General features: G+C 67.6%; 11 protein-coding genes. 9 read left to right on the top strand and 2 right to left on the bottom strand.

Going from position 1 to position 12,457, the window contains the following annotated elements; genetic code table 11:
* From mraY to ftsZ, 9 genes are all read left to right on the top strand, one after another.
* Entirely contained in the window at nt 1-1,089 is a 1,089-nt protein-coding gene (mraY, locus tag P7F68_RS14445) for a phospho-N-acetylmuramoyl-pentapeptide-transferase (RefSeq protein ID WP_002936310.1), read from the top strand.
* The gene (gene murD / locus P7F68_RS14440; RefSeq protein ID WP_277834163.1) at nt 1,086-2,495 is read left to right on the top strand and encodes a UDP-N-acetylmuramoyl-L-alanine--D-glutamate ligase; all 1,410 of its coding nucleotides are present in this window, start codon (nt 1,086-1,088) and stop codon (nt 2,493-2,495) included. The genes mraY and murD overlap by 4 nt, the downstream gene beginning before the upstream one ends.
* A complete protein-coding gene (gene ftsW, locus P7F68_RS14435; protein ID WP_002926945.1) occupies nt 2,492-3,721 on the top strand; it encodes a putative lipid II flippase FtsW in 1,230 nt (409 codons plus the stop codon). The genes murD and ftsW overlap by 4 nt, the downstream gene beginning before the upstream one ends.
* A complete protein-coding gene (gene murG, locus P7F68_RS14430; protein WP_277834160.1) occupies nt 3,718-4,800 on the top strand; it encodes an undecaprenyldiphospho-muramoylpentapeptide beta-N-acetylglucosaminyltransferase in 1,083 nt (360 codons plus the stop codon). Before ftsW ends, murG begins: the two co-directional genes overlap by 4 nt.
* Entirely contained in the window at nt 4,797-6,212 is a 1,416-nt protein-coding gene (murC, locus tag P7F68_RS14425) for a UDP-N-acetylmuramate--L-alanine ligase (RefSeq protein WP_277834158.1), read from the top strand. The genes murG and murC overlap by 4 nt, the downstream gene beginning before the upstream one ends.
* Nucleotides 6,209-7,123: a D-alanine--D-alanine ligase gene (locus tag P7F68_RS14420; protein WP_002926935.1), complete on the top strand. Its 915-nt coding sequence runs from the start codon at nt 6,209-6,211 to the stop codon at nt 7,121-7,123. Before murC ends, P7F68_RS14420 begins: the two co-directional genes overlap by 4 nt.
* Nucleotides 7,116-7,979, top strand: coding sequence for a cell division protein FtsQ/DivIB (locus P7F68_RS14415; protein ID WP_002926932.1), 864 nt, complete (start codon nt 7,116-7,118; stop codon nt 7,977-7,979). The genes P7F68_RS14420 and P7F68_RS14415 overlap by 8 nt, the downstream gene beginning before the upstream one ends.
* Nucleotides 7,976-9,205, top strand: a complete 1,230-nt coding sequence (gene ftsA, locus P7F68_RS14410; protein WP_002926930.1) for a cell division protein FtsA — start codon at nt 7,976-7,978, stop codon at nt 9,203-9,205. The genes P7F68_RS14415 and ftsA overlap by 4 nt, the downstream gene beginning before the upstream one ends.
* A 140-nt stretch (nt 9,206-9,345) precedes the next feature.
* Nucleotides 9,346-10,491 (top strand): cell division protein FtsZ, encoded by a 1,146-nt coding sequence (gene ftsZ, locus P7F68_RS14405; RefSeq protein WP_002926926.1) that lies wholly within the window; start codon nt 9,346-9,348, stop codon nt 10,489-10,491.
* 127 nt (nt 10,492-10,618) lie between these two features.
* Here the strand turns inward: ftsZ and P7F68_RS14400 are convergent, their stop codons facing one another.
* Complete coding sequence (locus P7F68_RS14400; RefSeq protein ID WP_277834154.1) at nt 10,619-11,308, bottom strand: class II aldolase/adducin family protein; 690 nt, start codon at nt 11,306-11,308, stop codon at nt 10,619-10,621.
* The gene (gene mtnA, locus P7F68_RS14395) at nt 11,305-12,396 is read right to left on the bottom strand and encodes an S-methyl-5-thioribose-1-phosphate isomerase (RefSeq protein ID WP_002936295.1); all 1,092 of its coding nucleotides are present in this window, start codon (nt 12,394-12,396) and stop codon (nt 11,305-11,307) included. The genes P7F68_RS14400 and mtnA overlap by 4 nt, the downstream gene beginning before the upstream one ends.
* Nucleotides 12,397-12,457: the final 61 nt, after the last annotated feature.

Genomic DNA, 12,457 nt, shown 5'->3' with positions numbered 1-12,457 from the left:
ATGCTGTTGGAACTTGCACTCTGGCTCGGCCAGGACATTCGTGGCTTCAACGTCTTCGGCTATATCACGCTGCGTACCGTGCTGGCCGCGCTCACCGCGCTCGCCATCTCGCTCGTTGCCGGCCCGGGAGTGATCCGCTGGCTCGCTGCGAAGAAGATCGGCCAGGCCGTACGCGACGACGGCCCACGCTCGCACCTCACCAAGGCGGGAACGCCGACCATGGGTGGCGCGCTGATCCTGATCTCGATCGGCATCACCATCCTGCTCTGGGGCGACCTCAAGAACGACTACATGTGGGTGACCCTGCTCGTTACGCTCGGATTCGGCGCGGTGGGCTGGGTGGATGACTGGCGCAAGGTCGTCCACCGCGACCCCAAGGGCCTGGCCAGCCGGTGGAAGTACCTGTGGACATCGCTGATTGCATTTGCCGCCGCGGTCTATCTGGGGCTTACCGCGACGACGCCGGCCGAGACCGAGCTCATCGTGCCGTTCTTCAAGGCCGTCGCCTATCCGCTGGGTATCGTCGGTTTCATCGCGCTGACCTATTTCGTCATCAACGGCACCAGCCATGCGGTGAACCTTACCGACGGCCTCGATGGCCTGGCGATCATGCCTACGGTGATGGTGGCCGGTGCCCTCGCAATCTTCGCCTACGTCGCCGGCCACGTCGGCTTCTCCAATTACCTGGGTGTGCCCTATATCGCCGGTGCCGGCGAGCTGGCCGTATTCTGCGGTGCAATCTGCGGCGCCGGCCTTGGCTTCCTGTGGTTCAACGCCTACCCGGCCGAGGTCTTCATGGGCGACGTCGGTGCGCTGGCGCTCGGTGCCGCGCTCGGCACCATCGCCGTCATCGTGCGTCAGGAGATCGTGCTCTTCATCATGGGCGGCCTGTTCGTCGCCGAGACCCTGTCGGTGATGCTGCAGGTGTTCTACTTCAAGGCCACCGGCGGCAAGCGCATCTTTCGCATGGCGCCGTTGCACCATCACTTCGAGCTCGGCGGCTGGAAGGAAACCCAGGTCGTCGTGCGGTTCTGGATCATCACCATCATGCTGGTGCTGTTCGGCCTGTCCACCCTGAAGCTGAGATGAGCGCCCTGACCGGAAAACGTGTGCTGGTGATCGGCCTGGGTGAGTCGGGCCTGGCGATGGCACGCTGGTGCGCCCTGCGTGGCGCGCACCTGCGCGTGGTCGACAGCCGCTCGGCGCCGCCGGGGCTGGACGCGCTGCGCGAGGATGCGCCGCTGGCCGATATCCGCAGCGGTGACCGCGCGGCGGCCGATCCTGCAGTGCTCGACGGCATCGAGCTGGTCGCGCTCAGTCCGGGGCTGGATCCGCGCGTCGGTCTCGCCGCCGAAGCGTACCGACGCGGCCTGCCGATCACCGGCGAGATGGATCTGCTGGCGCAGGCGCTTGACGAGCTTGACGTGCGCGAGCAGACCCGCATCCTCGCCATCACCGGCACCAATGGCAAGACCACGACCACCGCACTGGCCGCCGCGCTCGCGAGGTCGGTGGGCATTGATGCCGTGGCGGCGGGCAACATCAGCCCAGCTGCGCTCGACGTCCTGATGGAGCGGCTGGAGGTGGGTGCAAGCCTGCCCGCCTGCTGGGTGCTGGAGCTCTCGAGCTTCCAGATCGAGACCATGCACGCGCTCAATCCGCAGGCGGCGACTGTGCTCAACGTCACCGACGACCATCTTGACCGCTATGCCGACCTCGAGGCCTATGCCGCGACCAAGGCCGCAATCTTTCAGGGCGATGGCGTGCAGGTGCTCAACCGCGATGATGCACGCGTGCGCGCGATGGCCCTGACCGGGCGCAGGGCGATCCGTTTTGGTGCCTCGGCACCGCAGGGCGATGGCGACTACGGTATTGCCGATATCGATGGCCGGCCCTGGCTGATGCGTGGGCCGCAGCGTCTGATCGCACTTGCCGACCTGCCGCTGGCCGGCCGCCACAATGCCGCCAACGCGCTTGCCGCGCTCGCCTTGTGCGAGGCCGGGCTGGGGATCGAGCCGCAACGTCTGATCGGTGGCCTGATCGCCTTCCGCGGCTTGCCGCATCGCGTAGAGCTGGTTGCCGAGCGCGCCGACGGTGTGCGCTACTACGATGATTCCAAGGGCACCAACGTGGGTGCGACCGTTGCCGCGCTCGAGGGCATGGATTGCCCGGTCGTGCTGATTGCCGGTGGCGACGGCAAGGGCCAGGATTTTGCCCCGCTGGCGCCCGCACTGGCGCGCAAGGCGCGCGCCGTGCTGCTGATCGGCCGTGATGCGCGCCGCATCGAACAGGCAGTGGCGGGTTGCGGCGTGGTGCTCGAGCATGCCGCCGATCTCGACGCTGCAGTGCAGCGTGCGGACAGGCTGGCGCAGCCTGGCGACGCCGTGCTGTTGTCGCCGGCCTGCGCCAGTCTGGACATGTTCCGCAACTATGCGCACCGTGCCGAGGTTTTTGTGGCCGCGGTACACCGCCTTGCGGAGGTGACGCCGCGATGAAGCTGGCCAATGTCTTCGGTGGCCTGTTGCACCCAGCCGAGCAGAAGCCCGATCCGGCCCAGCGCGCCGTGCAACGGCTCGCCAAAGGCGGGGCGCCGGCGCGCGAGCTCGACCTGCTGCTGATCTGGTCTGCAGTCGCGCTGCTGCTGCTCGGTCTGGTCATGGTGTACTCGGCCTCGATCGCGTTCGCCGAGGGCAGCCGTTTCACCGGCTACCAGTCGCATTACTTCCTGATGCGCCATGCCGTCTTCCTGGCCATCGGCATTGGCCTGGGGCTGGTGTCCTTCCAGCTGCCGATGGCGCGCTGGCAGCAACTGGCGCCGGCGCTCTTCGTCGCCGGCGTGGTGCTGCTGATCGTGGTGCTGATCCCGGGCGTGGGCCGGGAGGTCAACGGGGCCCAGCGCTGGCTGTCGCTCGGGCCGGTGAACCTGCAGCCTTCCGAACTGATGAAGATCTTTGCCGCGCTCTACGCGGCCGACTACACCGTGCGCAAGCTCGACGTCATGGGCAGCTTCATCAAGGGCTTCCTGCCCATGCTGGTGGTGATCCTGTTCGTTGGCTTCCTGCTACTGCGCGAGCCCGACTTCGGCGCCTTCGTGGTCATCACCACCATCGCTTTCGGCGTGCTCTTCCTGGGCGGCCTCAACGTGCGCGTGTTCGGCCTGCTCGCGGTGCTGGCGCTGATCGGCTTCGTCATCCTGATCTGGACCTCGCCCTACCGTCGCGACCGCATCTTCGGCTTCATGGACCCCTGGCAGGACGCCTTCGGCAAGGGCTACCAGCTCTCGCATTCGCTGATCGCCTTCGGCCGCGGCGAGTGGTTCGGCGTGGGCCTTGGCGGTAGCGTGGAGAAGCTGTTCTACCTGCCCGAGGCGCACACCGACTTCCTGCTCGCGGTGATTGCCGAGGAGCTCGGCTTCGTCGGCGTGCTCACCGTGGTGGTGTTGTTCGCGATCATCGTGCAGCGCGCCTTCCTGATTGGCCGCGAGGCGATCAGGCTTGAGCGCTACTTTTCCGGCCTGGTTGCGCAGGGCATTGGCCTGTGGATCGGTGTGCAGTCCTTCATCAACATGGGCGTCAACATGGGGCTGCTGCCGACCAAGGGGCTGACCCTGCCGCTGATGAGCTTCGGTGGCTCGGGCATCGTCGCCAACTGCATTGCGCTCGGCATCCTGCTGCGAATCGACTGGGAGGTGCGTCAGCTCAAGCGGGGGGCGACGCCATGAAGACCCTGATGGTCATGGCCGGTGGCACCGGCGGCCACATCTTCCCTGGCATCGCGGTGGCCGAAGTGCTGCGCGCACGGGGCTGGCGCATCGTGTGGATGGGTAACCCGGACGGCATGGAGGCGCGTATCGTGCCGCAGCGCGACTACGATACGGCGTGGGTGCGCTTCGGTGCGCTGCGCGGCAAGGGCCTGGTGCGCAAGCTGTTGCTGCCACTGAACCTGCTGTCCGGGTTCTGGCAGGCGCTGCGCGCGCTGCGCCGCAGCCGCCCCGACGTGGTGCTTGGCATGGGCGGCTACATCACCTTCCCTGGCGGCATGATGGCGGCCCTGCTTGGCCGCCCGCTGGTGCTGCACGAGCAGAACTCGGTGGCCGGCCTTGCCAACCGCGTGCTCGCGCGCGTGGCCGACCGGGTGCTGAGCGGCTTCCCCGATGTGCTGCCCAAGGCGCGTTGGCTGGGCAACCCTGTGCGTGCCGACATTGCTGCAGTAGCGCCGCCCGCCGAGCGTTATGGCGGCCGCAGCGGGCCGTTGCGCCTGCTCGTGGTCGGCGGCAGCCTGGGCGCTGCCGCGCTCAACGAGGCTCTGCCACAGGCCCTGCTGCGCCTTCCGCCCGAGCAGCGTCCGCAGGTGCTGCACCAGGCCGGCGAGAAGCAGATCGACGGGCTGCGCCAGACCTACGCCACGCTGCAGCTCGAAGGCGAGTTGCGTCCCTTCATCGACGACATGGCGGCGGCCTACGCCGACGCCGACCTCGTCATCTGTCGGGCCGGCGCGCTCACCGTTGCCGAGCTGGCAGCGGTCGGCGTGGCCAGCCTGCTCGTGCCTTACCCGCATGCGGTGGATGACCACCAGACCGGCAATGCGCGCTTCCTTGCCGAGCACGGCGCCGCTTATCTGCTGCCGCAGGCCGAGCTCACCCCCGAGCGTCTGGCGGGCATCCTGTCGAGCCTCGATCGCTCCCGCTTGCAGGCAATGGCCGAGTGCGCGCGTGCGCTTGCACGGCCACAGGCGGCGGATGAAGTGGCCGCAGTCTGCGCTGCGCTCGCCAGCTCGAAAACCGCTGGAGCAAACGCATGAAGCACAAGGTCAGGAACATTCATTTCGTCGGCATCGGCGGTGCCGGCATGAGCGGCATCGCCGAGGTGCTGGTCAACCAGGGCTTCAACGTCAGCGGCTCGGATCTGGGTGACAACGCTGCGACCCGCCGGCTGCAGAGGATGGGCGCCAGCGTGGTGAGGGGGCACCACGCTGCCAACGTCGCCGGCGCCGACGTGGTGGTGGTGTCGACGGCCGTCAAGGCCGACAACCCCGAGGTGGTCGCTGCGCGCGAGCGCCACGTTCCGGTCGTGCCGCGCGCGCAGATGCTTGCCGAGCTGATGCGCTTCAAGCATGGCATCGCCATCGCCGGCACCCATGGCAAGACCACCACCACCTCGCTGGTCGCCAGCATCCTCGCCGAGGGTGGCATCGATCCGACCTTCGTCATCGGCGGTCGCCTCAATGCCGCGGGTGCCAATGCCCGCCTGGGCAGCGGCGACTACCTGGTCGCCGAGGCCGACGAGTCGGACGCCTCCTTCCTGCTGCTCAACCCGGTCATCTCGGTCGTCACCAACATCGATGCCGACCACATGGAGACCTACGGCCACGATTTCGGCCGCGTCAAGCAGGCCTTCGTCGACTTTCTCCAGCGCCTGCCCTTCTACGGCGTGGCCGTCCTCTGCGAGGACGATCCCAACGTGCGCGAGATCATCCCGCGCGTGTCCAAGCAGATCGTGCGCTACGGCCTGTCGGAGAGCGCCAACATCCGCGCCGAGAACGTGCGCGCCGATGGTGGCCGCATGCTGTTCGACTGCGTGCGGGTCAACGGCACGACGACACGGCTGTCGATCGAGCTCAACCTGCCCGGCATGCACAACGTGCTCAATGCGCTGGCTGCGATCGCGGTGGCGACTGAAGTGCAGGTGCCCGACGCTGCCATCGTCAAGGCGCTTGCCGAGTTCAACGGCGTTGGCCGCCGCTTCCAGCGCTACGGCGAGGTCGCGCTGCTCGACGCCGACGGTGACGAGGCCGGCAGTTTCACCCTGATCGACGACTATGGCCACCACCCGGTGGAGATGGCGGCGACCATTGCCGCGGCCCGTGGCGCCTTCCCCGGCCGCCGCCTGGTATTGGCTTTCCAGCCGCACCGCTTTACGCGTACCCGGGACTGCTTCGAAGACTTCGTCAAGGTGTTGTCGACGGTCGATGGTCTGTTGCTTGCCGAGGTCTATGCCGCGGGCGAATCGCCGATCGTGGCTGCCGACGGGCGTGCGCTAGCGCGTGCGATCAGGGTTGCCGGCAAGGTTGAGCCGGTGTTCGTGGAGGACATCGGCGACATGCCGAGGATGGTTCTTTCCGCCGCGCGCGATGGCGACGTGGTGATCACCATGGGCGCGGGCAGCATCGGCGGTGTGCCGGGCAAGCTCGCCCGCATCGAGGACGTTTCGTGAGTACGGCATTCGGCAAGGTTGCGGTTTTGTTCGGCGGCTCTTCGGCCGAGCGTGAAGTCTCCCTGATGTCGGGGCGTGCGGTGCTTGCCGCGTTGCAGCAGGCCGGCGTGGATGCCCACGGCTTCGATCCTGCCGAGCGCGACCTCCACATCCTCAAGGAAGAGGGCTTCGACCGCGTCTTCATCGCCCTGCATGGTCGTGGCGGCGAAGACGGCACGGTGCAGGGCGCCCTCGAGCTGATGGGCATCCCCTACACCGGCAGCGGCGTGATGGCCTCCGCGCTGTCGATGGACAAGTGGCGCACCAAGATGGTGTGGCTGTCTGCTGGCCTGCCCACGCCACGTTACGCCATTCTCGAGGCGGACACCGACTGGGAGGCGGTGGTGGCAGAGCTGGGCCTGCCGATCTTCGTCAAGCCGGTGCACGAAGGCTCGAGCATGGGGGCAACCAAGGTCGTGGAAGCCGGACAGTTGCGCGCGGCCTGGGAGCTGGCCGCGCGCTTCGACCGCATGGTGATCGCCGAGGAGTTCATCGCCGGCGCCGAGCTCACCGCCCCCTTCCTCGAGGACCAGGCCTTGCCGCTGGTGCGCATCGTCGCCCCCGACGGCAACTATGACTATCAGCACAAGTACTTCACCGACGACACCCGCTATGACTGCCCGAGCGGCCTGCCCGCCGCGCAAGAGTCCGAGTTGCAGGCGATGGTGATGAAGTCCGCACGCGTTCTCGGCTGCCGCGGCTGGGGGCGTGCCGATCTCATCCTCACCGATGACGGCCGCCCCTATCTGCTCGAGATGAACACCTCGCCGGGCATGACCGGCCACTCTCTGGTGCCGATGTCTGCACGCGTGGCTGGCATGGACTTCACCACCCTGTGTCTCACCCTTCTGGAAGGGGCTCGCCTTGGCTGAAGTACGCGCCCGCCCTGCGTCGATCCGCTCTGGCCGTCAGGCCGCTGCGGGTGCGCGGGCGCGCGCGCCGGTCGAGCGTGGCCTTTGGCATCGTCCTGCGCTGCTCAACCTGGTGTCCGACCTGATCACGCTCGGTGCTGCGGTCGCGCTGGGCTGGGCGCTCGTTGCCTGGTTCCTGTCGCGGCCATTGTTCCCCTTGCGCGAGCTTGTGGTGGTGACGCCGCCGGCGCAGGTGACCGAAGCCCAGCTCGAATACGCCGCGCGGCTCGCCGTGCAGGGCAACTTCTTCACCGTCAATCTGGACGAGGTGCGTGCCACCTTCGAGAAGCTGCCCTGGGTGCGCAAGGCTGATGTGCGCCGGCGCTGGCCCGATGCGCTCGAGCTGCGCCTCGAGGAGCACGAAGCGGTGGCCTACTGGACGGTGTCCGAGAGCGGCGATGCGCGCCTGGTCAACCGCCAGGGCGAGGTCTTCGTCGCTGCCAGCAACGCAGACATGCCGCAGTTCGATGGCCCGCAGGGTTCGTCCACCCGGCTGCTCGCGCGCCACGCCGAGTTTTCGGCGATGCTGCAGCCGCTCGGCGTGCGCCTCGTGGGGCTGGCGCTGTCGGCGCGCGAGGCGTGGCAGCTTCATCTGGACAGCGGCCTCACCATCGTGCTCGGCCGCGAACAGGACAAGGCACCGCTCGTCGACCGCCTGCAGCGCTTCATCGCAGTGTGGCCTGGCGTGCAGCAGGATATCGATATCGAAATCAAGGTCGCGGATCTGCGCTATCCGGGTGGGTTCGCGCTGACGCCGGCGGACGCCTCGGTGCTGTTGCAGCCCGCGGCGCCCAGCGGCAGGAAAGGCAGGCAATGAGCAAGGAATACAAGGAACTGATCGTCGGCCTCGACATCGGCACCGCCAAGGTCACCTGCATGGTGGCCGAGGTCAAGCCCGACGGCCGTCTCAACGTGATCGGACTCGGCACCCAGCCGACCAGCGGCCTCAAGCGCGGCGTCGTGGTCAACATCGAGGCCACGGTCGACGCCATCTCGCGCGTCGTGCAGGAGGTCGAGGTGATGGCCGACTGCAAGATCCACGAAGTCTATACCGGCATCGCAGGCAGTCACATCAAGAGCTTCAACTCCAGCGGCACGGTCGCGATCAAGGAGAAGGAAGTCTCGCCCATGGATGTCGACCGGGTGATCGAGGTCGCGCGTGCGATGCCGATTCCGGCCGAGCAACAGATCCTGCACATCCTCACCCAGGAGTTCATCATCGATGGCCAGGGTGGGGTGCGCGAGCCGATCGGCATGAGCGGCGTGCGCCTGGAGGTCAAGGTGCATATCGTCACCGGTGCGGTGTCGGCGGCGCAGAACGTCATCAAGTGCGTGCGTCGCTGCGGCCTCGAGGTCATGGACCTCAGCCTGCAGCCGCTCGCCTCGAGCCATGCCGTGCTCACCGAAGACGAGAAGGAGCTTGGCGTGTGCATGGTCGATATCGGCGGCGGCACGACCGATATCGCGGTGTTCACCCAGGGGGCCATCCGCCACACTGCGGTCATTCCGGTCGCCGGCGACCAGATCACCAACGACATCGCGATGGCCTTGCGCACCCCGACCTCAGAGGCGGAAGAAATCAAGATGCGCCACGGCGTCGCCATGCACCAGCTCGCCGACGCCGAGGAAATGATCGAGGTGCCCGGGGTCGGCGACCGCCCGCCGCGCAAACTGTCGCGCCAGGCGCTGGCCGACGTCATCGAGCCGCGCGTGTCCGAACTGTTCGAGCTCGTGCAGGCGGAGTTGCGCCGCAGCGGCTACGAGGAGTTGCTGTCGTCGGGCATCGTGCTGACTGGTGGCTCGGCGGTCATGCGTGGCATGGTCGAGCTCGCCGAAGAGGTTTTCCACATGCCGGCAAGGGTCGGTTCGCCGCAGTACGACGGCGGCCTGGCGGATGTGGTCTGCCAGCCACGCTACTCGACGGCAATGGGGCTGGTCATGGAAGGTGCCGCCCAGCGCCGGCGGGGGCTTCAGGCGCGCGACACCCGCAGTGTGAAGCAGTTCTTCGGGCGCATGAAGTCGTGGTTCGAACGAAATTTCTGACCGGACCATCGGGGTCCAGTCATTTTGGATGAAGGCCGGTTAACCAGCACCTATTTAGTAGTAGACTGCGGAGTTGATACTAAATGCGGGCTGGCGGCATTCGGTGTTGAGCAGGGCCGTCAATTCAGGAGGCGAGGCAAATGTTCGAGATTGTTGAGAAGGAATCGAGCGGGACGATGATCAAGGTGATTGGCGTGGGCGGTGCCGGCGGCAACGCTGTCGACCACATGATCCGTGAAGGCGTGAAGGGGGTGGATTTCATCTCCGCCAACACCGACGCCCAGGCGCTCAATCGCTGCCTGGCGACCACCAAGGTTCAGCTGGGCAAGACGGGCCTCGGCGCCGGCTCCAAGCCCGAGGCGGGCCGTGCCGCTGCGCAGGAGTCGCGTGATGACATCGCTGCGGTGCTCGAAGGCGCACACATGGTCTTCATCACCGGCGGCATGGGTGGCGGCACCGGTACCGGTGCGGCACCGGTGGTGGCCGAGATTGCCAAGGAGATGGGCATCCTGACCGTCGCCGTGGTGACCAAGCCCTTCGACTTCGAGAACCGTATCCGTGTCGCCGAGAGCGGCGTGGAAGAGCTCACCCGCCATGTCGATTCGCTGATCGTCGTGCTCAATGACAAGCTGCTCGACGTCTATGGCGACGATGCCGGCTTCGAGGAGTGCTTCCGCTCGGCAGACAACGTGCTGCGTTCGGCGGTGGGTGGCATCGCCGAGATCATCAACGTTCCCGGCCTGGTCAACGTCGACTTCCAGGACGTGCGTACCGCGATGGCCGAGATGGGCCGTGCGATGATGGGCTCGGCCGAGGCTTCGGGCCTGGACCGCGCGCGCATCGCTGCCGAGCAGGCTGCCGTCTCGCCGCTGCTCGAGGGCACCGAACTGTCGGGCGCGCGTTGCGTGCTGATCAACATCACCGCCAGCAAGTCGCTCAAGATGTCGGAAGTGCGCGATGCGGTGAAGACCGTGCAGGCCTTCGCTGCGCCTGAGGCCTTCGTCAAGTACGGCACCGTGTTCGACGAGACCATGGAAGACCGCATCCGCATCACCGTCGTGGCCACTGGCCTTGGCGCCCCGCGTGCCGCCCGTCAGCCGGTCATGCAGGTGGTGCAGGGGACGGGTACCTACGGCCCGTCGATGAGCAGCGGCGCGGTGGACATGAACAGTCTCGATGTGCCTGCCGTGATGCGCAGCGGCCGCCGCACGACGGTCGAGGCCATGAGCACGAGCGGCGTCGGTACCTACGACATCCCCGCCTTCCTGCGTCGCCAGGCGGATTGATTCACCGGCTCCGACCCTGACAGGGCGGCCCCGCAGCCGCCCCCCCGCGCCGTGTTCCGGCGCCAAGCCCCTGCGCGGACGAACGCCTCCCGTTCGCGCAGGGGCTTTCACGTTGACCGGTGGGCGGTCATGCCTTGCGCGCCTTGCCGTACCAACGGAAGCGCTCGATGACCTCGTCCATCTCTGCCGCCGAGAGCAGCACTGGCGTGCCGATCTGCAGGGTGCGCCAGTATTGTTCGCACAGGGTCTCGAACTCGATCGCCAGCGCCAATGCGTGCTCGAGGTCGCGACCGAAAACGACCATGCCGTGGTTTGCCAGCAGGCAGGCGTTACGGTCCTGCAGCGCTGCCGTCGTGGCATCGGAAAGTGCCTGGGTGCCGAAGGTGGCGTAGCGTGCACAGCGCACCGTGCTGCCACCGAAGCGCGCGATCATGTAGTGGAAGGGCGGGATCTCCTGCCGCTGGCAAGCCAATGCGGTGGCAAAGGGGGCGTGGGCATGCAGCACCGCTCCCGCCGCCGGAAAGGCGGCATAGATGTCGCGGTGCAGTTGCCACTCCGACGACGGGGCGAGCGCCCCGCGCCGGCTGCCGTCCGCCGCCATCACCGCCATGTCCTCGGGGCGGCAGCGCTCGGCAGGCACGCCGCTGGGGGTGATGAGCATGTCCCCGCCGTCCAGCCGTACGCTGGCGTTGCCCGCCGTACCCACGTTCAGGCGTGCCGCGCCCATGGCGCGCAGGGTGTCGAGCAGGGTGGTGCGCAGGGCCGTCTCGTCTGTCGCTGTGCCCGCTGTGGTGCGAGCCGGGCCGTGGCCGTTCATTGCCGGCGCTCCGGGTACAGCGCCGCCAGTTCGCCTGCGGCGACCACGCCGCGTTCGGTGATGATGCCGCGGATCAGTGCCGCCGGGGTCACGTCGAAGGCGGGGTTGGCGACACGGGTGTCCATCGGGGCCAGGCGCACGGTGGCGATCTCGCCCTCGTCGTCCTTGGTTCCGGGCGAAGGAGCGACGCCGCGCAGCCGGCAAACCTCGTCCGCGCCGCGGTCCTCGATCGGGATCGCAGCCCCGTCCGGGCAGCTGAAGTCGAGCGTCGAGTGTGGTGCGGCGATGTAGAAGGGCACGCCGGCCGCCTGTGCGGCGAGTGCCTTCAGGTAGGTGCCGACCTTGTTGGCGGTGTCACCGTTGGCAGCGATGCGATCGGCGCCGGTGATGACGAGGTCCACCTCGCCGCGCATCAGCAGCAGGCCGGCGGCATTGTCGGCGATCAGTACGTGGGCGACGCCTGCGGCGCGCAGTTCCCAGGCTGTGAGCAGGCCCTGGTTGCGCGGACGGGTTTCGCTGACGAAGACCTCGACTGCGAGCCCCGCGGCCTGCGCGGCGTAGATCGGCGCCAGCGCGGTGCCGGCGCCGCAGGTTGCAAGCCAGCCGGCGTTGCAGTGCGTCATGATGCGCAGCGGGCGCGTGCGAGTTGCTGCCAGCGCGCGCAGGATGTCCAGGCCGTGGCGGCCGATCGCATCGCATGTCTGTGCATCGTCGAGCCGTATGGCTTCCGCTTCGGCCCACGCCGCAGCTAGCCGCTGCGCGGGCCGCAGCGGCCGCAGCGCCGTGTCCATGCGCGCCAGCGCCCAGTGCAGGTTGACTGCGGTCGGGCGGGTTGCGCCCAGTACGGTGAGGGCGTGCTGCAAGCTGCGGTCGTCGGCACCCTGCCGCTCGAGTGCGAGTGCCACGCCGAAGGCTGCGGTGGCGCCGATCAGGGGGGCGCCGCGCACCTGCATGTCGCGGATGGCGGCAGCCACATCGTCCAGGGTGCTCAGGGCGGCGCGTTCGGTGCGAAAGGGCAGCAAGGTCTGGTCGAGGACCAGCAGGCGGTCGCCGTCACGGCACAGGGTGGGGATCGGTTGTTGGAACATGCTTATCGGTTGTCCAGCGTGGATCGAGTAATCGAGTTGGGGTAGTCGTGCCCTGGTCCGT

Origin of the sequence: Thauera mechernichensis (genome assembly GCF_029588855.1) — a bacterium.
GTDB lineage: Bacteria > Pseudomonadota > Gammaproteobacteria > Burkholderiales > Rhodocyclaceae > Thauera > Thauera mechernichensis.
Note: the sequence above shows the minus strand (reverse complement) of the source record. Positions and strands in the feature narration are given on the sequence as shown.